The sequence below is a fragment of the Pseudorhodoferax sp. Leaf267 genome (assembly GCF_001422405.1).
Classification (GTDB): Bacteria; Pseudomonadota; Gammaproteobacteria; order Burkholderiales; family Burkholderiaceae_C; genus Pseudorhodoferax.
This window is the reverse complement of the sequence record NZ_LMMV01000027.1, coordinates 18,764-44,864: the sequence shown is the minus strand read 5'-3', so window position 1 is coordinate 44,864 and position 26,101 is coordinate 18,764. Positions and strand designations below refer to the sequence as shown.

Genomic DNA, 26,101 nt, shown 5'->3' with positions numbered 1-26,101 from the left:
TCCGCGCTGCCGGCTGCGCTCGCCTGCGCGTGTCGGCCAGGGCCGACCGCGCCGCCGCTGGGCGGCCCGGACGCCGGCGGGCCGCCGGGCGCTGCCGTCAGAGCAGCACTTCGGGCACCAGCGGCCCCATCAGTGTGTTGTACAGCCGCTGCCAGAACGTGGATTCCGGCTCGTCGGTCAGCACCGTTTCGGTGGCCTCGTCCATCGCCAGCCACTGCACCGAGTAGCCGTCTTCGGCCAGGCGCAAGCGGTAGGCGCTGCGCGTCTTGCTGACCTCGATCACGCGCAACATCTCTTGCGCCAGCGGCACGCTGTCCATCACCACGCCCATCTCGGTGTTCTGCGTGGCCGAGCGCGGGTCCAGGTTCATCGAGCCCAGGAAGATGCGCTGCCCGTCGATGGCCGCCGTCTTGGAATGCAGCCGCCCCAGCGACTGGCCGAACACGCCGAACTGCTTGCCCGCGCTGGTGCGCTGCGGGCTCAGCTCGTACAAATCGGCGCCGCTTTGCAGCAGGCGCTTGCGGTAGCGCACATAGCCGGTGTGCACCAGCGGCTCGTCGTTGGCGGCGAGCGAGTTGGTCAGCAGCGTGAGCTTCACCCGCCGGCGGGCCAGGTCCTGGAACGCGGCCATGCCCTTCTCGCCTGGCACGAGGTAGGGCGAGGTCAGCTCCACCTGGTCCTTGGCGGCCAGCAGCAGGCCCCAGACCTGCATGGTCACGCTGGTGGCCAGGGCCTCGTCGTCGCTCATGGTGTCGGGCTTGGTCGGCGGGTCGGCGATCACCTGCGCCGCGCCCCAATGCAGGGCGATGCGGCCCGCGTCCAGGTCCTTGCCGATGGGGCCGTAGCCCAGGAAGTCGGCGTCCGGCAGTTGCAGCGCGGGCCGGCGCGCACCGATCCAGCGGTCGAAGTCGCCGGCCTGCACGGCCTGGCCGTCCACCAGGGGCAGGATTTCGGCAATGGGCCAGACCTGCCGGCTGTTCCAGTATGCGTCGAACACGGCCTGCAGCTGCGGCAGCACGGCGCCGACCAGCAGCGCGTCCATGTCGATGAAGTTCTGCGCCGAGCTCAGCAGGAAGTAGTCGTCGGCGATGTTGCGCCCGCCCACCACGGCCATCACGCCGTCGGCCACGAACAGCTTGTTGTGCATGCGGTGGTTCAGCCGGCCGAACTCGTGCGGCGAGGCCACGAAGCGCGCCAGCACGCCGTTGCGGTTGCAGCAAAAGGGGTTGTACAGCCGCACCTGCACATTCGGCGTCTTCGACAGGGCCAGCAGCAGCCGCTGGCTCTTGGCCGTGTACAGGTCGTCCACCAGCACGCGCACCTGCACGCCGCGCTGGCCCGCGTCGCGCAGGGCCTGCAGCAGCAGCCGGCCCGTCGCGTCGTTCTCGAACTGGTAGTACTGCACGATGAGGCTGCGCCGGGCGCGCTCGGCAAGCTGGATGCGCGCGTCCAGCGCGTACACGCCCAGCGGCAGCAGCCGCGCGCCCGAGCGCGTGTCCGCCGGCCCGGAGGCCGTGGCGATGGTGGCCAGCGGCGTGCCGGGATCGGCCGCCTCGGCACGCTCTGCCGCGCGCTCGGGCGCGGCGGGCAGGGAACCGCAAGCCGTCAGCACGGCCACGCACAGGGCAAGGAATGCCTGGACGGCCCAGCGCAGATGTCGGTTCATGATGGCCCCTTCGTGCCTACACCATACGCCGCAAACGCGGGGCTGGATCTCAGGGGTTGTGGTTGGACGCAGCCGGGCAGGTGGGCTGGCTCGATGGGGGCCGGACCGGTCGATGCATCTTCAGATCGCCAGGCCGGACGGGCGGTGAGCTGGCGTTGCCGCAACCGTCGGCTCGGCATCGAGCGCCTTACCGCTCGTACAGCGTCTCGATTTGCGCTGCATACGCCTTGTGAACACTCCCCCTGCGCACCTTCATCGTCGCCGTGACCTCCCCATCGTCATGGTCCAGCTCCTTGACCAGCAGATGCACCTTGCGCACCTGCGACACCTGCGCCAGCCGCGCGTTGCCCTTGGCGATCTCCGCGTCGATGAGTTGCACCACCTCCGGGCGCTCCACCAGCGAGCGGAAATGCGTGAAAGGCAGCCTGCGCGCCTCGGCCCACTGGGCCACCGTCTCGTAGTCGATCTGCACCAGCGCCGCGACGAACTTGCGGCCTTCGCCGATGGCGATGCACTCCTTGATGTAAGGGCTGGCCTTCATGGTGTTTTCGATCTCCGAGGGCGTCAAGTTCTTGCCGCCGGCCGTGATCATGATGTCCTTCAAGCGGTCGACGATGCGGATGTGGCCGCCTTCCTCGCGCACCACGTCGCCCGTGTGCAGCCAGCCGTCCTGGATCGCCGCGGCCGTCGCCTCGGGGTTCTTGTAGTAGCCGGCAAACACCATGTCGCCGCGGATCTGCAGCTCGTCCTGGGCGCCCAGCCGGTAGTCCACGCCCAGCGTGGCCGGGCCCACGGTGCCGATCTGCACCGCATCGCGGCGGTGGCCGGTGACCATGCCGGTGGACTCGGTGAGGCCGTAGACCTCCACCAGCGGCACGCCCAGCGTGCGGAAGAAGCGCACCACGTCGGGCGGGATGGGGGCTGCGCCGGTCAGCGCCACGGCAGCGCGGCGCAGGCCGATGAAGTTCTGCAGCGCGCGCAGCAGCGTCCAGTAGGCCAGGCCATGGCGCAGGCGTTCGCCTGCCGTCCACGCGCTGCGCGGCTTTTCGGCCAGCGGTGCGCAGGCGGCCAGGGCGCGGGTGTACAGCGCGCGGCGCAGGCCACCGGTCTCCTGCATCTTGATGCTGATGGCCGCGTGCAGCTTCTCCCAGATGCGCGGCACGCCCAGGAACATGGTGGGCGCCACCTCGCGCAGGTCTTCCTGCACGGTGCGGATGGACTCGCCGAAGTTGACCTGCGTGCCCAGGTACAGCGGCACGAAGCTCGTGAACATCTGCTCGGCCACATGGCACAGCGGCAGGTAGGACAGGTGCGTGGTGTGCGCGTCCAGCCCCAGCCGGTCGACGATGCCGGGCACCACGGCGCGGATGTTGCGCCACGAGACCATGGCGCCCTTGGGCGCGCCGGTGGAGCCGGAGGTGTAGATCATCAGCCCGATGTCGTCCAGCCTCTGTGCGGCGAGCGCGGCATCGATGCGCGCATCGCCCTCGGCGGCCTGCAGTGCGGCGCCCGCGGCTTCGAGTTCGGCAAAGCTGGTGATGCGTTCACGTTCGGCCGGCGTGTAGCTGGCCAGGCCCTTGGTCTCGACGATGACGATGCGGCGCAGCCTGGGCAATTGCGCGGTGGCCTGCAGCACCTTGTCGGCCTGCTCCTGGTCTTCGCAGACGACGACCTCCACATCGGCATGGCCCAGCACGTAGGCCACCTCGTTCGTGGGGCTGGTAGGGTAGACGCCCACGGTCACGGCGCCGATCAGGCCGGTGCCCATCTGCGCGAGCACCCATTCGATGCGGTTCTCGGACAGCACGCCGACATGGCTGCCGGCCGAAAGGCCCAGGCTGGCCAGGCCCAGGCCCACATGGCTGGCGCGGCGCAGGTAGTCGGCCCAGGTGATGGGCTGCCAGATGCCGAAGTCCTTTTGCCGGATGGCGATGGCCGTGGGCTGGCGCTGGGCCTGCGCGCGCAGCATCTGGGGGAGGGTCTTTTCAGGCAGCGTCATGACAGCCACCGCTTGCGGCGCTTGTAGTGCTTGAGGTCCTTGAAGCTGCGCGCCTCGCCGCTGCCGCCCACGCCCAGGTAGAACTCGCGCACGTCCGCATCGGCCGCCAGCCGCTCGGCGCTGCCGTCGATCACGATGCGGCCGCTCTCCATGATGTAGCCGAAGTCCGCCACGGCCAGGGCCACGCTGGCGTTCTGCTCCACCAGCAGCATGGACACGCCGCGCTCGGCATTGATGCGCGCGATGATGGTGAAGATCTCCTCCACCAGCATGGGCGACAGGCCCAGCGAGGGCTCGTCCAGCAGGATCAGCTGCGGCTCGGCCACCAGCGCGCGGCCGATGGCCAGCATCTGCTGCTCGCCGCCCGACAGGTAGCCGGCCAGGCCACGGCGCCGCTCGTGCAGGCGCGGGAAGTAGGCATACACGGCGTCGAAATTCTTGGGCGCGGCCTTGCGGCCGGTCAGCGCATAGGTGGCGGCCACCAGGTTCTCTTCCACCGTCAGGTCTTCGAACACGCGCCGGCCTTCCATCACATGGGCCAGGCCGCGACGCACGAGTTGGTGCGGCGGTGTGCCGGCGGTGGGCGCGCCGTCGAACGCGATCTGCCCGGCCTGCAGCGCGCCGTCTTCCAGCGGCAGCAGGCCGCAGATGGCTTTCAGCGTGGTCGACTTGCCGGCCCCATTGCTGCCCAGCAGCGCCACGATCTGTCCGCGCGGCACGGCCAGCGACAGGCCGCGCAGCACCTGCACGACCTTGTTGTAGACCACCTCGATGTTGTTGACTTCGAGGATCGCGCCGGCGCCTGCGGTCATACGGTCAGAGCTTGATCCAGTCGGATGCCGCCACCATTTTCTGGGCCTTCATGTCCGCGCGGTACACGCGGCCGACGGGGATGGAATTGCCGCTGATCGTGATCGGCGTGCCGATGATCCCGCCCGTGTCGAAGTCCTTGATGGTGTTCAGCGCCGCCTTCAGGTTCTTGCCGTCCAGCGGCTTGCCCGCGTCCAGCGTGCGCTTGGCCGCTTCCGTGAACAGCATGGCCGTGAGGAAGCCCTGGATGTAGGCCGTGCTCTGGTACTCGGGCCGCAGCGCGCGGATCTTCTCCAGGATGGGCGCCTTCTCGGTGTCGTAGTAGTAGCGGAACGGCATCACGCCCATGAAGCCGTCGCCGGCCTCGCCCATCTTCATGACGGTGGAGCTGTCCATGGTCCAGAAGGTGCCCATCCACTTGCTCGTCATGCCCTGTTGCTTGCCCTGCTGGATGAACTCGGGGATGGGCGCGAGCACGTAGCCGTGGAAGATGGTGTAGTCGGGCGCGGCGCGGCGCAGCTTGATGACCTCGGTCGACACGTCCACGCTGCCGGCCGGCGTCATGATCTTGACCGGCACCGCGAGGCCCAGCTTCTTGGCGGTGGCCTCGCTGGTCTCGATCGGGTCGCGGCCGAACTCCGAATCGCTGTAGACGAAGGCCACCTTGGCGCCGGGCTTTTCCTTGGCGATGTGGTTGAGCAGGATGCCGATCTGCTCGGTGTAGTCCGGCCCCACGAGGAACTGGTTGGGGTACTTGGCGGGGTTGTTCAGCTCGCTGGCGAACGAGGCGCCGGCCATCAGCATCTGGCCGCTGCGGTCCAGCTCGGGGTTGATGGTCTTGGCAAAGCCCGTGGAGTCGCCGTAGTACAGGTTGACCTTGTTCTGGCTCGTGATCTTCTTGAACGCGGCCACCGACACGTCGACCTTGTAGCCCGTGTCCTCGGGCACGTAGCGCAGCTTGCGGCCCTTGATGCCGCCCGCGTCGTTGACCATCTTCACGTAATCGGCGATGCCGGCGTTGATGCCGATACCGGCGAACGCGAACACGCCCGTCATCGGGATGGAGCCGCCGATGACGATGTCTTCGCCCTGGGCGCGGCTGACCAGCGGCGCCACGATGGCCGCCCCGGTCGCGAGCACGATGCTGCGCCGGCGCAGCGAGGCGGTGAAAGTCGAGTCCTTGTGCATGGCGAGTCTCCTGTCAGTTTCTAAAGGGCCAGAGATGGAAGAAGCGGCGGATCCGCCGCCACATTTCGGCGAGCCCGTGCGGCTCGAACACCAGAAAGCCGACGATGAGCAGGCCGAACACGACCGTGCGCACCGGCGACAGGAACACCGTCATGTCGGTGCCGCCCGGCAGCAGGTCGAACACCAGCTTCAGGAGCTCGGGCACCATGGTCATGAACACCGCGCCCAGGATGCCGCCCAGGATGGAGCCCATGCCGCCCACGATGATGGCCGCCAGGAAGAAGATCGACATCAGCAGCGGAAAGCTCTCGGGCGTGACCACGCGGAAGAAGTAGGCCCACAGCCCGCCCGCCACGCCCGCGTAGAAAGACGACAGCCCGAACGACAGCAGCTTGGTGCGCAAGAGCGCAATGCCCAGCACCTCGGCCGAGATGTCGCGGTCGCGCACCGCGATGAAGGCGCGGCCCACGCGCGTGCGGAACAGGTTGGCCGCGCCCAGCACCATGAGCAGCATCACGGGCACGATCAGCCAGTAGATGCGGAACGAGGTGTCCAGCGGCAGGCCGAACACCGTGGCCGGCTTGAGCGACAGGCCGGTGGTGCCGCCCGTGAGCTTGAGGTTGGCGAACAGGAAGTGCGCGATGAACGAGGCCGCGATGGTGGCAATCGCCAGGTACAGGCCCTTCACGCGCAGCGAGGGGATGCCGACCACGATGCCGCCGAGCATGGCGACCACGCCGCCGGCCAGCAGGTTCAAGCCGACCGGCGTGCCCCAGCGGCTCTGCAGGATGGCCACCGTGTAGGCGCCCAGGCCCATGAACGCCGCCTGGCCCAGGCTCACGAGGCCGGTGTAGCCCGTGAGGATGTTCAGGCCCGTGGCGCTGGCCACGTTGATGGCCACGAGGCAGGCCAGGTACAGCCAGTAGTCGCTGGCGACGAAGGGGAACAGCACGAGCAGCGCGGCGCCGATCGCGAGCCAGGCTTTTTGCGTGCGCGAGTCGAACAGCGCCGCGTCGGCGGTGTAGGTTTGCTTGAGTGTGCCGATGCGCATGGGTCAGAGCCGCTCGATCTCATGCGTGCCGAACAGCCCATACGGCCGGATCATCAGCACGACCACCAGCACGATGAAGGTCGCCAGCAGCTTGTATTCCCCGCCCAGGAAGGCCCCGGCCAGCGCCTCGATCAGCCCGATGAGCAGCCCGCCCACCAACGCGCCCAGCACGCTGTCGAGCCCGCCCACGATCACCACCACCAGCACCGACAGCCCAAATACGCCCATCGACGAGGAGATGCCGCCGATGGCCCCCACCACGATGCCGGCCACCGCCGCGATCATGGCCGACGCCACCCAGGCCAGCGAGAACACGCGCGGCACGTGGATGCCCATCATGGTGGCGGCGCCCTGGTCCGAGGCCGTGGCGCGCAGGGCCACGCCGCCGCGCCAGAAGCGGAACAGCAGCAGCACCAGCGCGATCAGCACCACGGCGGCCAGCGAGCCATAGGCCACCTTGGGCGCCAGGAAGGCCTCGCCCACCATCACCGGCGCGGTCGGGAAGAACTCGGGCAGCCGGCGCTGGTCGGCCGTCCAGATGATCTCCACCAGCCCGACCAGGATGGACGCCAGCCCCACCGTGACCATGAACACCGAGATCGGCGGCTCACCCATCAGCGGGCGGATCATGGTGCGCTCCACCACGGCGCCCAAAAGCCCCGTGCCCAGCACCGCGCCCAGCACGGCCAGCCAGACCGGCAGCGCCATCGTGGTGGCGAAGGCGAAAAACAGATAGGCGCCCACCATCAGCATCTCGCCGATGGCGATGTTGACCACGCGCGTGGCCTTGTAGACCAGCACGAAGGCCAGCGCCGCCAGCGCATAGAGCCCGCCGCCGGCGATGCCGGTCAGCGCGATCTCGAACAGGTAGGCCCAGTCCATCAGGCCACCGCCGCCGCGCCCCGCAGCTTGGCGCGCAAGGTGCTGACGTCGCCCGCGCCCAGGTAGGCGCGCACCACCTCGGGATCGGCCTGCACCGCCTCGGGCCGCCCCTGTGCAATCACCTGGCCGAAGTTCAGCACCACCACATGGTCCGACAGGTCCATCACCATCGCCATGTCGTGCTCCACCATCAGCACGGTGATGCCCCACTCGCGCCGCACGTCGAGGATGAAGCGCGCCATGTCTTCCGTCTCCTCGCGGTTCATGCCGGCCACGGGCTCGTCCAGCATCAGCACCTTGGGCTGCATGGCCAGCGCACGCGCCATCTCCACGCGCTTTTGCAGGCCGTAGGGAAGGGCAGCGACCGATGCGTGGCGGATGTGGTCGATCTCCAGGAAATCGATGATGCGTTCCTCGACATCGCGGCGCAGGTCGGCCTCCTCGCGGCGCGCGCGGCCCAGGTACAGCAGCGCGTCGAACACATGGGTCTTCAGGTGCGCGTGGCGGCCCAGCTTGATGTTGTCCAGCACCGTCATGCCGCGGAACAACGCAATGTTCTGGAAGCTGCGCGCCAGGCCCAGCGCGGCGCGCCTGGGCGCCGGCACGCGCGTGATGTCGGCGCCCTCGAACAAGACCCGGCCCGCGGTGGGCCGGTAAAAGCCCGAGATGGTGTTGAACAGCGAGGTCTTGCCCGCGCCGTTGGGGCCGATCACGGCCGTGATGCTGCCGGCCTGCACGTCGAAGCCCACGCCGTTCAGCGCCTTCACGCCGCCGAAGGCCAGCGTGAGCGACTCCACGCGCAAGACGGGCGCGGCAGCGTTGGGCAAAGGGCGGGTCGGCATGGCGGCTAGGGTTTGTTCCTGCGTGCCAGCGGGGTGACGCGTTCGTAGAATTGCTACCCGCCGGTAACGTGCGATCTTCGTGACATCAGGTTACGCACGGCATCGGGAAATACCCTGCGGATTCCATCCATGCCCACCACGCCGCGCCGCCGCACCGCCAAGGCCATCGCCTCGCCCTGGCGCGCCGTTGGTGCGCGCGAGGACCAGCGCGAGAAGAAGCGCCAGGCCGTGCTGCAGACCGCCGCCCGGCTGTTCAACGAGCGCGGTTTCCACGCCACCTCGCTGGACGACATCGCCGAGCGGCTGCACGTGACCAAGCCCACGCTGTACTACTACGTCAGGAGCAAGGACGACATCCTGCTCGAATGCGTGCGCACCGCGCTGGCCAGGATGCAGGCCGGCATCGCCGAGGTGCGCCAGGGCGGCGGCCGCGCGCTGGACCAGCTGCAGGCCTGCATGCGCAGCTACGCCGCCATCGTGATGGAAGACTTCGGCCAGTGCGTGATCCGCATCGGCGAGGACCCGCTGCCGCCGCCGCTGAAGAAGGAGCTGCGCCGCCTCAAGGCCGGCATCGACCACGAGTTCCGCCGGCTGATCGAGGAGGGCGTTGCCGAAGGCTCGCTCGCGCCGTGCGACCCCAAGCTGGCCGCCTTCATGCTGGCCGGCGCGCTGAGCTGGGTCGGCCGCTGGTACCGACCCAATGGCGCGCTCACGCCCGAGCAGATCGCCGAGCAGGGCATCGCGCTGCTGCTGGGCGGCGTGCTGGCGCCGGCTGCGGCACCCGTCCCTGCACCGCGCAAGCGCGCACCCCGAAAGACCTCGACATGAGCGACGACACCACCCCCCTGGAGATCGGCCGCGAGGGCGCGGTCGCCACGCTGCGCTTCAACCGCCCGGCCGCGCTCAACGCGCTGGACGTGCCCATGGCCGAGGCCTTCCTTGCCGCGGCCCGGGCCATCGCTGCCGACAGCAGCGTGCGCGCGGTGTTGCTGAGTGGCGCCGGCAAGGGTTTCATGGCCGGTGGCGACCTGGCCGTGCTGCAGGCCGACCCGGTCGGCGGCGCCCGGGCGCTGATCGGCCCGCTGCACGAGGCGCTGGTGGTCCTGGCCGGGATCGACGCACCGGTGGTGGCGCAGGTGCATGGCGTGGCCGCCGGCGCCGGCCTGTCGCTGATGCTGCAGGCCGATTTCGTGCTGGCGGCCGAGGGCACGCGCTTCAACCTGGCCTACGTGAACATCGGCGCCAGCTGCGACGTGGGCGCCTCCTGGGCGCTGCCGCGCTGGGTGGGCCTGCGCCGCGCGCTGGAGATCGCGATGCTGGGCGACATGCTGGACGCGGCGGCGGCCGAGCGCATGGGCCTCGTCAACCGCGTGCTGCCGGCCGACGCCCTGGCGGGCGAGGCCATGGCCCTGGCGCAGCGCCTGGCCAACGGGCCGACGGTGGCGCTGGGCCAGCTGCGCCGGCTCTTGCGCGCGAGCTTCGACCGCACGCTGCCCGAGCAGCTGGATGCCGAATCCGCCGCCTTCCAGGTCTGCGCGCAGACCGAGGATTTCCGCACCGGCGTGGACGCCTTCTTCGCGCGCAGCAAGCCGCAGTTCAACGGGCGCTGAGCGCCTGCGGGCAAGGGCGGCTCAGAGCTTGTGAAGGAATGGGTTGGGTTCACGACGGGGTGCCCGCAGGTGCCGGGCAAGGCGCGTCGCGCAGCCCGTATCGGGATACGGGCAAGCGGCGCAACGCGGCCCGGCGCCTGTGGGCGCCCTGGCCCGCAGGGCAAGACCCCGTGCGCTATGGTGGATGGTTGAAACGGCATGCATCGGGGTCTTGCGTGAGTTCAAGCCATTTCTTCACAAGCTCTCAGCTGGTCCAGAGCCGTTCGTAGCCGTGGCGCTCGAAGCGCTCGGTCATGGCGTCCATGAACAGCCGCACCTTGGCGGGCAGATGCCGCCGGCTCTGGAACGCGAAATTGATCGTCAGGCGCGGCAGGTCCCAGTCGTCCAGCACCGGCACCAGCCGGCCCGCGGCCAGGTGCGCATGGACGATGTACTTGGGTTGCACGAGGATGCCCAGGCCGGACAGCGCCGCCTGCACCACGATCTGACCGTCGCTGGCCTCCAGCAGCGGCTTGACGACCACCTCCTGCTTCTCGTCGCCCTGGCGGAAGGCGAGGCGGTGCGGGTCCACGGCATGCGTGTAGACCAGCATGCTGTGCTGCGCGAGATCGCCCGGCGTCTGCGGCCAGCCATGCTGTTCCAGGTAGGCGGGGGCCGCCGCCAGCACACGCCGGGTGGCGGCCAGCCGGCGGATGGTGATGTTCGAGTCGGCTTCGAACTGGCGTGTGCGGATGGCCAGGTCGATGTTGTTGTCGATGATGTCGTAGTACCGGTTGGCCGCGACGATGTCCACCGACAGCTCCGGATAACGGCGCGTGAACTCGGGCAGCAGGGGTTCGATGTGCAGCAGGCAGAACGAGAGCGACGCCGTGATGCGCAGCACGCCGGTCGGCCGGGCGGTCGAATCGGTGACGGCTTCTTCCGCCTCGCGCAGGTCCGACAGCAACGACCGGGTGCGCCGGTAGAACTCCAGGCCCGCATCGGTCAGCGACAGCTGCCGCGTCGTGCGCTGCACCAGCCGCACGCCCAGGTGCTCTTCGAGCGCGATCAGTTGGCGGCTTGCGGCCGAGGTGGAGATGTCCAGCGCCTCGGAGGCCTTGGTCAGGCTCCCGGTCTCCGCCACCTGCACGAACAGGCTCACCGCAGCAAAACGGTCCATGGTTCCAGTTTCCCGATTTTCGGGAAAGAATTTCCCGGTTAAATGGTTTTTTCCCTTTGATCGCGAATCTACCATCGGCCCCATGGTCAAACACATCGTCATGTGGAAGCTTCGCGGCGACACCCCGGCCGACCGGCAGGCCGCGGCGCTCTTGCTCAAGAGCCGCTTCGAAAGCCTGGTCGGGCAGATCCCGGGCCTGGCGCATCTGGAGGTCGGCCTGGACAGCAGCCAGGTGGACTACGCCTGCGATGTGGTCCTGTATTCCGAGTTCGCGTCGCAGCAGGCCTTGCAGGCCTATGCGGACCATCCGGCGCACCTGCGCGTGCGCGAGGAGCTGGGCGGCATGCGCATCGCACGCCACCAGGTCGACTATGTCAGCGACGCGGCGCGGGCCGAGCGCAGCTGACCCCCTTTCGCTTGGCTTCACGCGGCCGGTCTTCGGCCCCCACAACAGGAGAGACAACCATGGCATTCGCATCGCTTCGGCCCCTGAAAGATTCGGCGGTCGTTCTGGCCTTGCTCGCGGCGGGCATCGGTGGTGGCGCGCAGGCGCAGGACCGCTACCCGAGCAAGCCCATCCGCCTGATCGTGCCGTTCCCCGCGGGCACAGCGCCCGATGTGATGGCCCGCTACTGGGGCGACCGCGTGTCCAAGCAACTGCAGCAGCCCGTGGTGGTGGAGAACAAGGCCGGCGCCTCGACCATCGTCGGCACGCAGGCGGCCGTGGCCGCGCCGGCCGACGGCTACACGCTGCTGTACACGGCCAGCGGCACGGTCACCATCAACCCCTTCGTCTACAAGAAGATGCCCTACCAGGCAGCCGACCTGGTCCCCGTGACACGCATGCTGTCCATCCCGCTGGTGGTCTCCGTGTCCAGCCAGTCGCCCTACAGGACGGCGGCGGACCTGATCCAGGACGCCAAGGCCCGGCCCGGCGCCGTGAGCTACGCGTCTTACGGCGTCGGCACCGTGCCGCACATGTCGATGGCCTACTTCGCCAACAGCGCGGGCCTCAAGCTCAACCACGTGCCCTACCGCGACGGCGGCGTGACCGACCTGATCGGCGGGCGGGTCGACACCGCCTTCTCGCCCATCGCCGACGTGCTGCAGCACATCAAGTCGGGCAAGATCCGGCCGCTGGCCGTGTCCAGCCCCGGCCGGCTCGAATCGCTGCCGCAGGTGCCGACCGTGGCGGAGGCGTTCCCCGGCTTCGAGGGCGACTCGTGGCACGGCGTGTTCGCGCTCAAGGGCACGCCGCAGGCCGTGATCGATGTGCTGGCCGGTGCGTCGCGCCAGATCGCCGAATCGGCCGAGTACCGCCGCTACCTGGGCGAGCTGGGCCTGGTGCCGGTCGGCGGTTCGTCGGCGGACTTCGTGCGCGTGATCGAGGCCGAATCGAAACGCTGGGCCAGGGTCGTCAAGGACAACGACATCACGCTCGAATGAACCACCATCCCATCCGAAAGAACAGCATGAAGAACATCGACGTCGTGGCCCTGTGCGGCAGCCTGCGCAGTGCATCCCTGAACCGCCGCGTCATCCGGCTCGCGCAGCAGGTCAAGCCCGCGCACATGGCCATCGAGGAGCTCGACTGGCGCGCCGTTCCGGTCCTGGACGCCGACGAACTGGCGCGCGGCTTTCCGGCGCCGGTGGCCGCGCTGCGCGAACGCATCCGCGCAGCCGACGCCGTGCTGATCGCCACGCCGGAGTACAACTTCAGCATCCCGGGCGGCCTCAAGAACCTGATCGACTGGCTGAGCCGTGGCGAGGACCAGCCTTTCCACGAGAAGCCCGTGGCCATCGTGACCGCCTCGCCTGGGCCTTTGGGGGGTGCCCGGGTGCCGTACGACCTGCGCAAGGTGCTGCTGTTCATGAATGCCATGCCGCTGGCCAAACCCGAGGTGTTCATCGGCGGGGCGGCGGCCAAGTTCGACCCGGCCACCGGCGACTGCACCGACGGCACCACGCGCGACTTCGTGGCCCAGCAGATGGCGGCCCTGACCCGCTGGGTCGAGGCCGTGCAGAGAATGCATGGCGACGCCGCCGGCCAGCCCTGAGCAGCCGGCAGCCCCAGCCAGGCCCCACGACGAAACGCCCACAGGAGGCCCCATGCCGATGCAGCAGCCCGACCCCGAGGACAACGGCCTTCCGTACTTCAGCGAGCAGGACTCGGAAGCGGTCGTCAATGCCCGCATGGGAGAAGACATCTCTCCGCGCCTGCGGCAGGTGATGTCGACCCTGGTTCGGCACCTGCACGCGGCCGTGAAGGAGATCGAGCCCACGCACGAGGAGTGGCTGGCCGCGATCCAGTTCCTCACGGCAACGGGCCAGATGTGCAATGCATGGCGGCAGGAATACATCCTGCTGTCGGACGTTCTGGGCGTGTCGATGCTGGTGGATTCCATCAACAACCGGCGGCCCAGCGGCGCCACGCCCAACACCATCCTCGGCCCCTTCTTCGTGGACGGTGCGCCGCGCTACCCGCTGGGCGCCGACATCTGCCTGGACGGCAAGGGCGAGCCGCTGGTGGTGCATGGCCGCGTCGTGGACACCGAGGGCCGGCCGGTGGCCGGAGCCACGCTGGACGTATGGCAGACCAACGACGACGGCTTCTACGATGTGCAGCAGCAGGGCATCCAGCCCGAGGGCAACCTGCGCGCGGTGTTCCAGGCCGATGCGGATGGGTGCTACTGGTTCAAGTCGGTCAAGCCACGCCACTACCCCATTCCGTCCGACGGGCCGGTGGGCCAGCTGCTCGGCCGGCTGGGGCGGCACCCGAACCGGGCGGCGCACCTGCACTTCATCGTCACGGCGGCCGGTCATGAGCCGGTCATCACACACATCTTCACGCCCGATTGCCCCTACCTGGCGCAGGACGCGGTGTTCGGCGTCAAGCAGGAGCTGATCGCCGACTTCCAGCAGGTCACCGATCCGGCGCAGGCCCGGCGTTACGGCATGGCCGCGCCGTTCTGGCAGGTCGAGTGGAACTTCGTGCTGGCGCCGGCGGCGGGCACTGCGTCGCGCGAGGAATTGATCGGCCGCATCACGGCAAGCTGAGCCACGGGGGCGCGGCCGGCCCGCTGCAGGCCGCTTCGTGCCCGCTGCCGAGGGCGCGCCCTTCAACCTGGCCTGCATGCGCATCGGCCAGCCGCGAGGAAGGCCCGACGCGCCCGCGTGGTTCCCACAACGGAGCTGCTGCGCCCCCAGGCGAAAATCGCCGGATGAAGTTCCAGAACATCCTCATCCCCGTCGTCGGCCTGGTCGTGCTGGGCGTCGCCTGGCAGAACTACGGCTTCGGCGGCGTCGCCCTCGTGGGCGGCGGCCTCGTCATGTGGGGCCTGCTGCACGTCACCCGCATGATGCAGGTCATGAAGCGCGCGGCCGACCGGCCCATCGGCCATGTGGCCAGTGCCGTGATGCTCAACGCCAAGCTCAAGCCCGGCGTGAACCTGCTGCACGTGATGGCGCTGACGCGCGCGCTGGGCGACCTGCGCTCGCCCAAGGACACCCAGCCCGAGGTCTACCGCTGGACCGACACGGGCGGCTCGTATGTCGACGTGACGCTGCACGACGGCAAGGTCACGCAGTGGCAGCTGACCCGCCCGCCGCAAGCCGACGCGCCCGCCGAAGGCCCCGGGTCGGCCACGCCCGCGCCGTAAAATCCGCGGCCCGCCGGCCTGGCGCCGGCTTGCCGCACGCGGCACCACGAACCCCACAACGAAGGACTTTGCGCATGAGCCTCATCCCCCCCGCGCCCTCGATGGCCGACCGCGACGGCAAGATCTGGATGGACGGCCAGATGGTCGACTGGCGCGACGCCAAGATCCACGTGCTGACGCACACGCTGCACTACGGCTGCGGCGCCTTCGAGGGCGTGCGTGCCTACAAGACGGTGGACGGCACGGCCATCTTCCGGCTGCAGGAACACACGCAGCGCCTGTTCAACAGCGCCAAGATCCTGCGCATGAAGCTGCCCTTCAGCATCGAAACCTTCAACGAAGCCCAGCTGGCCGTGGTGCGCGAGAACCAGCTGGAAAGCTGCTACCTGCGCCCGCTGGTCTGGATCGGCTCCGAGAAGCTGGGCGTGAGCCCGCGCGGCAACACCATCCACGCCATGGTCGCGGCCTGGGCCTGGGGCGCCTACCTGGGCGAAGAGGGCATGCGCCGCGGCATCCGCGTGAAGACCTCCAGCTACACGCGTCACCACGTCAACATCACGATGACGCAGGCCAAGGCCGTCAGCAACTACAGCAACTCCATCCTGGCCAACATGGAGGCACTGGACGATGGCTACGACGAGGCGCTGCTGCTCGACGCCTCGGGCTTCGTCAGCGAAGGCGCGGGCGAGAACGTGTTCGTCGTGAAGGACGGCGTGGTGTACACGCCCGACCTGTCGGCCGGCGCGCTGAACGGCATCACGCGCAACACCGTGCTGCACATCTGCAAGGATCTCGGCATCGAGCTGGTGCAAAAGCGCATCACGCGCGACGAGATCTACATCGCCGACGAAGCCTTCTTCACCGGCACCGCGGCCGAGGTCACGCCGATCCGCGAACTCGACCGCGTGGAGCTGGGCAGCGGCTCGCGCGGCCCCATCACCGAGAAGATCCAGAGCGCGTTCTTCGACATCGTGAACGGCCGCAACCCCAAGTACGCCCACTGGCTGACCAAAGTCTGAGAACCCCCATGACCACGCCCCGCACCCCACTGGCCGAGCAGGCCTCTTCCAGCGAACGCCGCTCCGTCATCGAGCTGGCAGCCAAAGACCTGAACGCGCAAGGCGGCGTGTTCTGCCCCAGCCCGCAGGCCCGCATGCAGCTGTGGAACACGCACCCCAAGGTCTACCTGGACGTGGGCAAGAGCGGCGAAGCCAAGTGCCCGTATTGCGGAACCCTGTACCGACTGAAGGCCGGCGAGCACTTCGGTGCAGGCCACTGAGCCGCGCTCGCTGATCATCGCGCCGCAATGGATCGGCGACGCGGTGATGACCGAGCCGCTGATGCGCCGGCTGCGCGCACGCGGCGAGCGCCTGACGGTCGGCGCGCTGCCCTGGGTGGCACCGGTGTACCGCGCGATGCCGCAGGTGGCCGAGGTCGTGGACTTCCCGTTCCAGCACGGCGGCCTGCAGTTCCGCGAACGCCGGCAGCTGGCGCGGCAACTCGCCGGCCGCTTCGACAACGCCTACGTGCTGCCGAACTCGGCCAAGAGCGCGCTGCTGCCGTTCCTGGCCGGCATCCCGCGCCGCGTGGGCTATCTGGGCGAGGTGCGCGTCGGCCTGTTGACGCACCGGCTGCGCAACCCGGCCAAGGGCCACCGGCCGCCCATGGTCGCGTTCTACTCGGCGCTGGCCGGCGAGGGCGGCACCGAGGCGGACCGGCCCGAGCTGCGCATGCCGCCGGCCCAGATCGACGAGGCCCTGCAGCAGCTGGGCCTGCGCCGCGGCGCCTTCCACGTGTTCGCGCCCGGCGCCGAGTACGGCCCGGCCAAGCGCTGGCCGGCCGCGCACTTCGCGGCGCTGGCCAAGACGCTGCGCCACCCCGTGCTGCTGCTGGGCTCGGGCAAGGAACACGCGCTGTGCGAGGAGATCGCCACCCCCGTGAACGCCGAGCACCCGGGCCGTTGCGTCAACCTGGCCGGCAAGACGTCGCTGCTGCAGGCCTTTTGCGCGATCGCGGCCGCGCACAGCGTGGTCAGCAACGACTCGGGCCTCATGCACGTGGCCGCCGCGTTCGGCACGCCGCAGGTCGCGGTCTACGGCTCGTCCAGCCCCGATCACACGCCACCGCTCAGCGAGCACGCCACGGTGCTGTGGCTCAAGCGAGACCCTGCTTACCAGCCGCCGCTCGACTGCGCGCCCTGTTTCGAGCGCGAATGCCCGCTGGGCCACACGCGCTGTCTGGTCGACGTGGGGCCCGAGCGCGTGGCCGCGGCCTTGCCGGCCTGACCACTCCCGCACCACTGCGCGTCAGCGGCAAGCGGCCTGCTCGCCGTGACCACAGAAGATCAGCCGTTGCACCTCTTCGTCGGCGTCGTAGTTGCCGTGCACATCCTGCGGCAGCGCCACCAAGCCGAAGTAGCTGGGCGCCGTGGACAGCACGACGTCGATGGCAGCGTAGCCGGCCGACCGGGCGTGCGGGCTGGGCGCGAGGACATAGGACAATACATCGTTCGGGTCCGTGAACGCCACCACCTGCAGGCGATCGGCGGCCTGCGGTGCCAGCGGCGCCTTGCGCCTGGCGCGCTCGGCCAATGCGGCCAGCGGGTCGGGCGGGTAGCCGCTGGCGTCTGCCGCCAGCGACCTGGCCTGGTTGCCAGCCAGGTCGGAATCGGCCAGCGCCAGGATCGGCATCTGGTTGGCGCGCATGAAGACCAGGCTGGTGCGGTCGACCGTGCGGTCGGCGGCGCGCGCGGTGTCGGGGTCGCGCGAACCGAGCATCTTGAACAACGCATCGAACAGAATCTTGCTGCCCAGGCTGGAGGTCACGGCGACCAGGTGCTCCTGCGCGTTGGCCAGGCTGGCGGCCCGGTTCCCGGGCACACCCGTCTTCTGCAGGCCCGAGCTGTCCAGCGCGAACAGGATCGCCTGCTGCATCTGCGCGTTGATGTCGTCGCGTGCGCGGCCCTGGTAGACGATCGCGTCGGCCAGGCAGTCGTTCATGAGCCCATCCTTCAGCGTGCGGTTCAGGCTGGCGCGTCGGTAAGGGTAGCCGGGCGTGGCCTCGGCGTCGGCGGTGCAGACCTCGGCGGAGGGGCCGACGCCCGGCTCGATCGGCCGGTGCGTCTTGTCATAGCACAGCTGTCGCTTGAGCGGGGCTGTCAGGCCGGACCAGCGCAGGGCATTCGCGCGCACGGTGCCCTGCGCGGTCTGGAAGCTTTGCCGGACCACGGTGATGCCGGTTCCCGGCACCTGCACGGGCTTCTCGTCACCCCCCGCCAGCACGGTGCCAGGCCCCAGCGCCTTGAACAGGCTGGCCAGCGCCGCGCTGCCCCAATCCTCGTGCTTGGTGCACATGCCGTGCACCATCAGCACGTCCAGCGGCGCCGGTCCCAGCAGACTGGCGATGCCACGGAAGTCGGTGCTGGCGCCGGGCTCGGCCGCGAACACCGCGGGCTTGTACGGTGTGGAACACGCCACCAGGTTCAGCGCCAGCGCTGCGGCGATCGGCCAGGTCTTCATGTCGTCCTCCTGCGAAGTTCCTGCTTGTAATGCGGCGCGGCGCGGGCTGCATCGCCCCGAAGATGGATGACAGCCGGGCCATCAGCGCCCCCAGACCCGGCCGCTAAGATCGTCGCCTCTCTTCGCCAGGAGCCAGCCGATGCCCAAGCCCGTGTGGAACGCCACCCAACTCCCCATCGTCCAGGCCCCCATGGCCGGCGTGCAGCGCAGCAGGCTTGCGGCCGCGGTGGCCGGCGCGGGCGGCCTGGGGTCGTTGCCCGGCGCCATGTTCGACGCCGCCGGACTGCGCACCGAGCTGCAGACGCTGGCACCGCTGATGGCGCAGGCGGGCGCGCCGTACAACGTCAACTTCTTCGTGCACCAGACCCCGGCGCCCGACGACGCGGCCGAGGCACGCTGGCGGGCGCGGCTGGCGCCGTACTTCGCCGAGCACGGCATCGACCCGGCCACCGTGCCCGCCGGCGCCGGCCGCCAGCCCTTCAGCGCGCAGATCGCCGAAGTGCTGGAGGAATTCAAGCCGCCCATCGTGAGCTTCCACTTCGGCCTGCCGGCGCCCGCGCTGCTGGCCCGCGTGAAGGCGTGGGGTGCGCAGGTCTGGTCGTCCGCCACCACCGTGGCCGAGGCGCTCTGGCTGCAGCAGCACGGCGCCGACGTGGTGATCGCCCAGGGCCTGGAGGCCGGTGGACACCGCGGGCATTTCCTGTCCGACGACCTGGCATTGCAAAGCGGCACCATGGCGCTGCTGCCGCAGATCGTCGACGCGGTGTCGGTGCCGGTGGTTGCGGCCGGTGGCATCGCCGACGCGCGCGGCGTGCAGGCCGCGCTGGCACTGGGCGCCACCGCCGTGCAGGTCGGCACCGCCTACCTGTGCTGCGACGAGGCCGAGACCAGCGCCTTGCACCGCGCCGCATTGCGCGACCCCGAGGCCGGCGCCGCGGTGCTGACACGGCTGTTCACGGGCCGGCCCGCGCGCGGCATCGTGAACCGGCTGATGCGCGAAGCCGGCGCGCTGAGCGCGGACGCGCCGGCCTTCCCGACCGCCACCGCCGCGCTGGCGCCGCTGCGCGCCAAGGCTGAGGCGCAAGGCCGCACGGACTTCTCGCCGCTGTGGTCGGGCCAGAACCGCAGCGGCTGCGGCGAGCCCAGCGCGGCCCGGCTCACGCGGGCCCTGGCCGGGCTCTGAGGCGCACGGGCTCGGCCATGGACACCCGGCAGATGCGATGCGTGGTGGCAATTGCCGAGACCGGCAGCCTCACGCGGGCCGCCGAACGCCTGGGCCAGGCGCAGCCCGCGCTCACGCAGACGCTGAACCGGCTCGAAGCCGAAATCGGCGCCAAGCTGTTCGAGCGCAACCGGCGCGGCGCCGCGCTGACCGAGGCCGGCCAGGCGATCCTGGACGACCTGCGCGCCAGCCTGGCGCATGGCGACGCGGCCACCGAGCGGGCGCGCGCCATCGGCGCCGGCCGTGCGGGCCGGCTGACGATCGGCTTCGTCACGCACGCGGTCTACGAGGTGTTGCCGCGCGCGCTGCGGCGTGTGCGTGCCGCGCATCCGCAACTCGATGTGGTGTTGCGCGAGATGAGCAACGCCGAGCAGGTGGCCGCGCTGGAAGGCGGGCGCATCGACATGGCGCTGCTGCACCCGCCGGTGTCCGTCAACGCGCGGGTGCATGAACTGCAGCTGGGCAGCGAGACCTTCGTGGCCGCGCTGCCGGTGGCCGATGCGCCGGCGGGCGGCGCGCCCGTGTCGCTGGCCGACATCGCGCGGCACGGGCTGGTGTGGTTCCCCGAGCAGCAGATCCCGGCCCTGCGCGCCCGGCTGCTCAGCGCCTGCCGCAGCGCCGGCCACGAGGTGCGCGTGGTGCAGGACGCCAACCGCACGCTGACGGTGCTGGCCTGTGTGGCCGCAGGCCTGGGCTGGTCGCTGCTGCCCCGCTCGGTGCGCGCGCTGCAGCACGAAGGCGTGCGCTTCGCCGAGGTGCAGGAGGTCGACGTGCTGCCCCGCTTCGAGCTCTCGGCACTGTGGCGCATGCGTTCGCGGCCGGGGTTTGCCGACCTGTTTGCGCAGATGCTGGGGCCCTGAGGCGGGCCTCAGTCCATCTGGATCTTGTTGTCCCTGGCCAGCTTGCTCCACTTGGCCAGCTCGGCACGGCGGAAGGCGTCCAGTTCGGCGGGCGTGGAGCCGATCACCTCGGCGCCCGTGGCTTCCAGCCGCTTGCGCACGTCCGGTTCCTGCAGCACGGCTGCCAGCTCTTTCGACAGGCGCTGCGTCACCGCGGCCGGCGTGCCGGTGGGCACGAACACGGCGTTCCATTCGTAGACCTCGTAGCCCGGCAGGCCGGACTCGGCCACCGTGGGCAGCTGCGGCAACACGGCCGCGCGTGCCTTGCCCGTCACCGCCACGGCGCGCAGCTTGCCGCCCTGGATGTAGGCCAGGCTGGAGGCCAGGCTGCCGAAGAACACCGGCACCTGGCCGGCCATCACGTCGGTCAGCGCCGGGCCGCCGCCCTTGTACGCGACATGCGTCATGCGCACGCCGGCCATGGCGCTGAACTGCTCGGCCGCCAGGTGCTGGGCCGAGCCGTTGCCCGAGGACGCGAAGTTGATCTCGCCAGGCCTGGCCCGGGCCTGGGTGACCAGGTCCTGCACGGTCTTGATCGTGGTCGACGGGTTGACGACCAGCACGTTGGGCACCTTGACCAGCAGCGATACCGGCGCCAGGTCGTGCAAGGTGTCGAACGGCATCTTGCTGCGCAGGGCCGGGTTCTGCGCGTGGTTGGACGCGTCCAGCAGCACGGTGTAGCCGTCGGCCGCGCTCTTGGCCACCAGGTCGCCACCGATGGCGCCCCCCGCGCCGGCCCGGTTGTCCACGATCACGGGCTGGCCCAGCCGCTGCGACAGCGGCGTGGCGATGATGCGGGCCACCGCGTCCAGCGTGCCGCCGGGCGGGTAGCTGACCACCAGCTTGATGGGCTTGGCGGGCCAGGCCTGGGCCTGTGCGGCGACGGCTGCGCATGCCAGTGCGGCGGCGAGCAGCGGGCGGGCCCATGGGGTGTTCATCTGCATGCGTGTCTCCGGGATCAGAAGTGAAAAAGCTCGGCCGGCGTGTCGACCAGGATGCGCCGGCGCGCCGCGGCGTCGGGCACCCAGTCGGCCAGCGCGGCATGGGCGGCGCTGTAGTCCACGCGCTCGCGGTGTTGCGTGTGCGGCCAGTCGCTGCCCCACAGCAGTCGCTCGGGGCCGAAGGCCTGCAGCAGGGCCTGCGCGGCGCCCCTGGCCTGTGGGCCGCTGGCGCCGGGCCAGCTGCGGTAGGCGGCCGACAGCTTCACCCAGGTGCGGCCACCCGCGGCGGCGCGCAGCAGCCAGTCGCTGACGCCGGCGCTGCCCGGCAGCCCGAAGTGGTCCACCACCAGCCTGCAGCCGGCCTCCAGCACGGGCTGCGCCGCGCGCGCCAGGTCGCCGGCATCGCGGTGCACTTCCACATGCCAGTCCAGCGCGCGCACGCGGGCCAGCAGGCCCTGCCAGGCGGGCTGCGCCAGATCGGGCAGCGGCAGGCCCACGAGGTTCAGGCGCAGACCGCACACGCCGGCCCGGTGCAGCGCCTGCAATGCGTGCGCGTCGATGCCGGGCTCGACCACCGCGACACCGCGCAGGCGCTGCGGCGCGGCGTGCAAGGCCTGCAGCAGGTGGGCGTTGTCCGTGCCCAGGAAGCTGGGCTGCACCAGCACCGCGTGCGAGACGCCATGCGCGTCCAGCAGCGCCAGGTAGTGGGCCAGCGGCGCGTCGTAGTCGGGCGCATGGCGGCGCCGGGGTGCCAGCGGCAGCCCGCGCACGAACACATGGGCGTGGCTGTCGACGGCGCGGATGGCGGCGCCCGTCAATTCATTCGTCCTTCATGCCCGTGGCCTTCACCACGGCGCCCAGGCGCGCGCGCTCGTCGTCGACGAACTTCTCGAAGGATGCGCGCGTGCCGCCCATCGGCTCGATGCCCATGCCCTTCAGGCGGCTGGCGATCTCGGGCGTCTTCATGGCCGCGTCCACGGCCGCTGCCATCTTGTCCATGATGGCGGGCGGCGTGTTGCGTGGTGCGTGCATGCCCGCCCAGTGCGCGATGCGCAGTTCGCCGTAGCCCTGCTCGGTGGCCGTGGCCAGGTCGGGGTAGGCCGAGATGCGCGCCGTCCAGGTGTCGGCCAGTGCCTTGAGCTTGCCCGACTTCAGGTAGGGGATGGCCACGATGCTGGCCTCCGACGTCGCCTCGACCTGCTTGCCCAGCACGGCCGTGATCGACTCCGAGCCACTCTTGTAGGGCACGATGTCCAGCTTGGTCTCGTACCGGGTCTGCAGCACGCCGGCCACGAAATGCGGGGTGCTGCCGGTGCCGGCGGTCGCCCAGTGGAAGCCGTCGCCCTTGCGCGAGGCCGCGATGAATTCCTTCAGCGTGTTGTAGGGCGCATCGGCCGGCACCAGGATCACCGAGGGCGCCAGGCCGATCATGGCCACCGGCGCCAGGTCGGCGTCCTTGTACGGCATGCTTTTCTTGATCATGCTGTTGGAGATGACGCCGGCCGCGCTGATCAAAAAGGTGTAGCCGTCCGGTGCCGCCTTGGACACCAGGTCGGCGCCCAGCGTGGTGCCGCCGCCCGGCTTGTTCTCTACGATCACGGGCTGGCCCAGCGCCTTGGACGCGCCCTCGGCCGCCGAGCGCGCCATCAGGTCGTTGGCGCCGCCGGCCGAGAACGGCACGATCAGGCGGATCGGTTTGGTGGGCCAGGCGGCGGGGGTCTGCGCCAGGGCGGCCGTGCAGGCCAGGGCGGTGGTCAGGGCCGCGGCCAGGCTGCGGTGGAAAGGGGTGTGCATGCTGTCTCCTATGGGGCCGCGGTCCGCGGCTGCCGCAGTATCGGCAGCGCGTAGCCGCAACGGAACGGGGGCGCGCGTTGCGTTTGCATAGGCTGCGCTTATGGAAGCAGGGCCGTGCAACGCGCCCCGTGGGCCATCTCGGCTTGCCCTGGGGTACGCTGCGGCATCGACCGGCCGCCTGTGGACCCACCATGTACGAACCCAACCAGAACATCATTCCCGACGCCTTCATGGCGCTCTACAGCAAGCACGGCCGGCCCACCGCCAGCCGCGAGCATGTGGAGGCACGCCACGACCTGTGCGAGGACATGGCGGCGCAGATGACCACCCTGTGCGCCAGCCTCGAACAGGGCGACCTGCCCAAGGAAGAAGTGCTGCGCCGCTGCTGGATGGGGCTGCTGGCCGACGGCAGCGGCGTGGAGCCGCCGGAGGCCCACTGGGTCGTGGCGCGCACGGCCGAGTTGCTGGAGTGGCCGCAGCCGGGGTTTCTGCAGCCGGCGGCGTGACGGTCTGGGCATCCCCTCTCTGCGTGGGGAGGCGCCCGAGTGCGCGGCCAGCGCGGATGATGGGCCGCACGCAGGGCCGATGGTGGCGTCCCCAGGACGGTGGATTCGCCCGGTGCCGTGGTCCGGCATGATGCGGGCGACACTGGAGGCCCACCCATGCTAACCCTGCGCACGCTTCTTTTTAGCCTGCTGGCCATCTGGGGCGGCGCGGCAGCCGCCGCCGAGCCCGTAGCGACGCTTGCGGCCGGGTTCCAGGGGCCGTTCGCATTCCGTGTGCCGGACGGCACGACGCTGCAGGCCACGCTGCAGCTGCCGCAGGGCGCGGGCCCGTTCCCGCTGGTCGTGGTGCTGCATGGCGGGACCGGCCCCACCGTGCTGGACGCCGCCGACATGGCCGACCTGGTGCCGCGCGGGTATGCGGTGGCCGTGGTCGACAGCTTCACTGGCCGAGGCTTCAAGGCCGGCGCCAGCGGCGGTGCCGGTGTCGCGATCCGGCCGCCAGAGCGCGTGCCCGACGCCTACCAGGCACTCAGGCTGCTGGCCACCCATCCGCAGATCGATGCGGGGCGTGCTGCGCTGTTTGGCCGCTCCCATGGCGGCACGGCCACCATGGTGGCTGCCACGACCTGGGCCCAATCCACGCACGGCGCCGGGGGCGCCGCGTTCAAGGCCTTTGTCGCGCTGTACCCGACCTGTAGCGTCAGCTACCCGCAGTACGAAGCACTGGCCGGACCGCTGCGGTTGCACCTGGCCGAGCGGGACGAGCTGACGCCGGCCAGGCCCTGCGAGGCGCTGGTCGCCCGCATGGCCGCGGCCGGCCAGGACGCCAGCGCCCGCCTCTATCCCAACGCCCACCATGCATTCGACTCGCCCGCGCCCGTGGCGTACTTCGGGCAATGGACGAACTACGGCGCCTGCGCGTTCACGCTGCCCACGCCGGACGTGGCGCCCCCGGCCGACGCGCTGAAGGCCTGCGCACGCCGTGGCACCTCGATGGGCGGCAACCCGCAGGCGACTGCGCAATGGCGCCAGAACCTCGCCGCTGAACTGGCGGCACTGCTGGCCCCCTAAGCCGCGTCCGGCAGCTCGATCACGAAGCAGGCCCCGCCGCCTTCGCGCTCCTCGCAGCGCACGCGGCCGCCGTGCCGTTCGGCGATCGACTTGACCAGGGCCAGCCCCAGGCCCACGCCGCCGTTGCTTTCGCTGGCGCCGGGCAGGCGGTAGAAGGGCTCGAAGATGCGCTCGCGCAGTGCTGCCGGCACGCCGGGGCCGCGGTCGAACACGCGCAGCACGGCCTGCCGGCCGCTGCGCTCCAGCGTGGCCTTGACCTCGCCGCGGCCGTAGCGGCGCGCGTTCTCCAGCAGGTTGCGCACGGCGCGGCGCAGCAGCTTGGGCACGCCGCGCACCTGCACCGGCGCGGCGTCCTCCTGGCCGGCCTCGCCGACCTCGAAGGCCACGTCCATCCGCGCGCATTCCTCGGCCGTGAGGCCGGTCCAGTCCACCTCTTCGACCGTGCCCAGGTCGGCCTCGCGCGCGTCCAGCCGGCTGGCCAGCAGGATCTCGTCGATGAGCTGGTCCAGCTCGGCGATGTTGCGGCCGATCTCCTCGCGGATGGCCGGCGTGGGCGTGGCGCCCATGAGCTCCAGCGCCATGCGGATGCGCGCCAGCGGCGAGCGCAGTTCGTGCGAGGCATTGGCCAGCAGCGATTTCTGCGACTGCAGCAGCACCTCGATGCGCTCGGCCGCGGTGTTGAAGCGCTGCGCCAGCAGGCCGACCTCGTCGCGGCCCGACATCGGCACGCGGGCCGACAGGTCGCCGCCGCCCCAGCGTTCCACGCCGCGCTGCAGCCGCTCCAGCCGGCGCGTGAGCCGGCGCGCCAGCGGCCACATGACCAGCGCCGTGCCGAAGCCCACCATGCCCAGCACCCAGAAGAAGCCGTTGGGTGGCCGGCTCCATTGCGAGCGCGGCGGCCGCGGCAGGTGGATCAGGATGTCCTGCCCGTCGGCCATGCGCACCAGGAATTCAGGGCCGCTCTTGAGTTCGGCGTAGCGGGCCACCACCGCCGGGTCCGGCGGCATGTTGTCGCCATTGTCGTCGTGCGGCACGCGGCCGTCGCGGTCACGGGTGCCGCGCCAGGCGCCCTGGCCGATGACCGCACCGTCCATGTTCTGCACGACGACCGTGCGCGCCGGTGGGTCGGTCGTGGCGCGCCAGGCCCATCCCAGCAACAGCATCAGCGAGGCCACCACCACCAGCACCGACAGCCAGATGCGCACGTACAGCCGCTGCAGCACGGCGGGCATGCTGGCCGATTCCGGCGTGGCGGACGGATTCATCTCGTTGGCCATTGCGCTG

Annotated in this window: 27 protein-coding genes; 14 read left to right on the top strand and 13 right to left on the bottom strand. The window is 70.3% G+C overall.

Going from position 1 to position 26,101, the window contains the following annotated elements; all coding sequences use genetic code 11:
- Nucleotides 1–97 precede the first annotated feature (97 nt).
- The 7 genes from ASF43_RS28560 to ASF43_RS28530 all read right to left on the bottom strand — a co-directional run bounded on the left by ASF43_RS28560 (nt 98) and on the right by ASF43_RS28530 (nt 8,438).
- Nucleotides 98–1,666 (bottom strand): phospholipase D family protein, encoded by a 1,569-nt coding sequence (locus tag ASF43_RS28560; RefSeq protein WP_056189388.1) that lies wholly within the window; start codon nt 1,664–1,666, stop codon nt 98–100.
- A 187-nt stretch (nt 1,667–1,853) separates the two neighbouring features.
- On the bottom strand, nt 1,854–3,665 hold the full coding sequence (locus tag ASF43_RS28555; RefSeq protein WP_056189384.1) for a long-chain fatty acid--CoA ligase: 1,812 nt from the start codon (nt 3,663–3,665) through the stop codon (nt 1,854–1,856).
- Nucleotides 3,662–4,477, bottom strand: a complete 816-nt coding sequence (locus ASF43_RS28550; protein ID WP_056189382.1) for an ABC transporter ATP-binding protein — start codon at nt 4,475–4,477, stop codon at nt 3,662–3,664. Before ASF43_RS28550 ends, ASF43_RS28555 begins: the two co-directional genes overlap by 4 nt.
- Nucleotides 4,478–4,481: 4 nt before the next feature.
- Nucleotides 4,482–5,663 (bottom strand): ABC transporter substrate-binding protein, encoded by a 1,182-nt coding sequence (locus ASF43_RS28545; protein ID WP_056189379.1) that lies wholly within the window; start codon nt 5,661–5,663, stop codon nt 4,482–4,484.
- A 13-nt stretch (nt 5,664–5,676) separates the two neighbouring features.
- Entirely contained in the window at nt 5,677–6,714 is a 1,038-nt protein-coding gene (locus ASF43_RS28540) for a branched-chain amino acid ABC transporter permease (RefSeq protein ID WP_056189376.1), read from the bottom strand.
- A 3-nt stretch (nt 6,715–6,717) separates the two neighbouring features.
- Entirely contained in the window at nt 6,718–7,596 is an 879-nt protein-coding gene (locus ASF43_RS28535) for a branched-chain amino acid ABC transporter permease (protein ID WP_056189373.1), read from the bottom strand.
- Nucleotides 7,596–8,438 carry an ABC transporter ATP-binding protein gene (locus tag ASF43_RS28530; RefSeq protein WP_056189371.1) on the bottom strand — a complete coding sequence of 281 codons (843 nt, stop codon included), beginning with the start codon at nt 8,436–8,438 and terminating at the stop codon, nt 7,596–7,598. The genes ASF43_RS28535 and ASF43_RS28530 overlap by 1 nt, the downstream gene beginning before the upstream one ends.
- A gap of 129 nt (nt 8,439–8,567) precedes the next feature.
- Here ASF43_RS28530 and ASF43_RS28525 point away from each other — a divergent pair, with 129 nt between their 5' ends.
- Both ASF43_RS28525 and ASF43_RS28520 read left to right on the top strand, forming a co-directional pair.
- Nucleotides 8,568–9,266, top strand: coding sequence for a TetR/AcrR family transcriptional regulator (locus ASF43_RS28525; RefSeq protein WP_056189368.1), 699 nt, complete (start codon nt 8,568–8,570; stop codon nt 9,264–9,266).
- Nucleotides 9,263–10,048 carry an enoyl-CoA hydratase/isomerase family protein gene (locus ASF43_RS28520; protein ID WP_056189363.1) on the top strand — a complete coding sequence of 262 codons (786 nt, stop codon included), beginning with the start codon at nt 9,263–9,265 and terminating at the stop codon, nt 10,046–10,048. The genes ASF43_RS28525 and ASF43_RS28520 overlap by 4 nt, the downstream gene beginning before the upstream one ends.
- 244 nt (nt 10,049–10,292) lie before the next feature.
- Here the strand turns inward: ASF43_RS28520 and ASF43_RS28515 are convergent, their stop codons facing one another.
- Nucleotides 10,293–11,207, bottom strand: coding sequence for a LysR family transcriptional regulator (locus ASF43_RS28515; RefSeq protein ID WP_056189359.1), 915 nt, complete (start codon nt 11,205–11,207; stop codon nt 10,293–10,295).
- Nucleotides 11,208–11,289: 82 nt separating this feature from the next.
- Here ASF43_RS28515 and ASF43_RS28510 point away from each other — a divergent pair, with 82 nt between their 5' ends.
- The 8 genes from ASF43_RS28510 (at nt 11,290) to waaF (ending at nt 17,151) form a co-directional block, all read left to right on the top strand.
- Complete coding sequence (locus tag ASF43_RS28510) at nt 11,290–11,613, top strand: Dabb family protein (protein ID WP_056189357.1); 324 nt, start codon at nt 11,290–11,292, stop codon at nt 11,611–11,613.
- Between the two features lie 59 nt (nt 11,614–11,672).
- On the top strand, nt 11,673–12,653 hold the full coding sequence (locus ASF43_RS28505; RefSeq protein ID WP_082498231.1) for a tripartite tricarboxylate transporter substrate binding protein: 981 nt from the start codon (nt 11,673–11,675) through the stop codon (nt 12,651–12,653).
- A 26-nt stretch (nt 12,654–12,679) separates the two neighbouring features.
- Nucleotides 12,680–13,264, top strand: a complete 585-nt coding sequence (locus ASF43_RS28500; RefSeq protein ID WP_235578404.1) for an NADPH-dependent FMN reductase — start codon at nt 12,680–12,682, stop codon at nt 13,262–13,264.
- Between the two features lie 52 nt (nt 13,265–13,316).
- Nucleotides 13,317–14,264 (top strand): intradiol ring-cleavage dioxygenase, encoded by a 948-nt coding sequence (locus ASF43_RS28495; RefSeq protein WP_235578403.1) that lies wholly within the window; start codon nt 13,317–13,319, stop codon nt 14,262–14,264.
- Between the two features lie 164 nt (nt 14,265–14,428).
- Nucleotides 14,429–14,866 (top strand): hypothetical protein, encoded by a 438-nt coding sequence (locus tag ASF43_RS28490; RefSeq protein WP_056189351.1) that lies wholly within the window; start codon nt 14,429–14,431, stop codon nt 14,864–14,866.
- Between the two features lie 74 nt (nt 14,867–14,940).
- Nucleotides 14,941–15,885 (top strand): branched-chain amino acid transaminase, encoded by a 945-nt coding sequence (locus tag ASF43_RS28485; protein WP_056189349.1) that lies wholly within the window; start codon nt 14,941–14,943, stop codon nt 15,883–15,885.
- Nucleotides 15,886–15,893: 8 nt separating this feature from the next.
- Entirely contained in the window at nt 15,894–16,145 is a 252-nt protein-coding gene (locus ASF43_RS28480) for a zinc-finger domain-containing protein (RefSeq protein WP_056189347.1), read from the top strand.
- Nucleotides 16,132–17,151 (top strand): lipopolysaccharide heptosyltransferase II, encoded by a 1,020-nt coding sequence (gene waaF / locus ASF43_RS28475; protein ID WP_082498230.1) that lies wholly within the window; start codon nt 16,132–16,134, stop codon nt 17,149–17,151. Before ASF43_RS28480 ends, waaF begins: the two co-directional genes overlap by 14 nt.
- Before the next feature lie 21 nt (nt 17,152–17,172).
- Here the strand turns inward: waaF and ASF43_RS28470 are convergent, their stop codons facing one another.
- A complete protein-coding gene (locus ASF43_RS28470) occupies nt 17,173–18,384 on the bottom strand; it encodes a hypothetical protein (RefSeq protein ID WP_056189345.1) in 1,212 nt (403 codons plus the stop codon).
- Nucleotides 18,385–18,523: 139 nt separating this feature from the next.
- Between ASF43_RS28470 and ASF43_RS28465 the strand changes: the two genes are divergently transcribed.
- Both ASF43_RS28465 and ASF43_RS28460 read left to right on the top strand, forming a co-directional pair.
- Nucleotides 18,524–19,567 (top strand): nitronate monooxygenase family protein, encoded by a 1,044-nt coding sequence (locus ASF43_RS28465; protein ID WP_056189342.1) that lies wholly within the window; start codon nt 18,524–18,526, stop codon nt 19,565–19,567.
- 17 nt (nt 19,568–19,584) lie between these two features.
- Nucleotides 19,585–20,466 carry a LysR family transcriptional regulator gene (locus ASF43_RS28460; RefSeq protein ID WP_056189340.1) on the top strand — a complete coding sequence of 294 codons (882 nt, stop codon included), beginning with the start codon at nt 19,585–19,587 and terminating at the stop codon, nt 20,464–20,466.
- 8 nt (nt 20,467–20,474) lie between these two features.
- Here the strand turns inward: ASF43_RS28460 and ASF43_RS28455 are convergent, their stop codons facing one another.
- The 3 genes from ASF43_RS28455 to ASF43_RS28445 are packed head-to-tail and all read right to left on the bottom strand — an operon-like array spanning nt 20,475 to nt 23,240.
- Nucleotides 20,475–21,449 carry a tripartite tricarboxylate transporter substrate binding protein gene (locus ASF43_RS28455; protein WP_156373559.1) on the bottom strand — a complete coding sequence of 325 codons (975 nt, stop codon included), beginning with the start codon at nt 21,447–21,449 and terminating at the stop codon, nt 20,475–20,477.
- A 14-nt stretch (nt 21,450–21,463) separates the two neighbouring features.
- Nucleotides 21,464–22,264 (bottom strand): amidohydrolase, encoded by an 801-nt coding sequence (locus ASF43_RS28450; RefSeq protein WP_056189335.1) that lies wholly within the window; start codon nt 22,262–22,264, stop codon nt 21,464–21,466.
- A gap of 1 nt (nt 22,265) precedes the next feature.
- Nucleotides 22,266–23,240 (bottom strand): tripartite tricarboxylate transporter substrate binding protein, encoded by a 975-nt coding sequence (locus tag ASF43_RS28445; RefSeq protein WP_082498229.1) that lies wholly within the window; start codon nt 23,238–23,240, stop codon nt 22,266–22,268.
- 191 nt (nt 23,241–23,431) lie between these two features.
- Here ASF43_RS28445 and ASF43_RS28440 point away from each other — a divergent pair, with 191 nt between their 5' ends.
- Both ASF43_RS28440 and ASF43_RS28435 read left to right on the top strand, forming a co-directional pair.
- Nucleotides 23,432–23,746, top strand: coding sequence for a hypothetical protein (locus ASF43_RS28440; protein ID WP_056189332.1), 315 nt, complete (start codon nt 23,432–23,434; stop codon nt 23,744–23,746).
- Between the two features lie 156 nt (nt 23,747–23,902).
- Entirely contained in the window at nt 23,903–24,817 is a 915-nt protein-coding gene (locus tag ASF43_RS28435) for a dienelactone hydrolase family protein (protein ID WP_056189330.1), read from the top strand.
- Here the strand turns inward: ASF43_RS28435 and ASF43_RS28430 are convergent.
- Nucleotides 24,814–26,082 (bottom strand): HAMP domain-containing sensor histidine kinase, encoded by a 1,269-nt coding sequence (locus ASF43_RS28430; protein ID WP_235578402.1) that lies wholly within the window; start codon nt 26,080–26,082, stop codon nt 24,814–24,816. The two genes, ASF43_RS28435 and ASF43_RS28430, sit on opposite strands and share 4 nt — an antisense overlap.
- Nucleotides 26,083–26,101 lie beyond the last annotated feature (19 nt).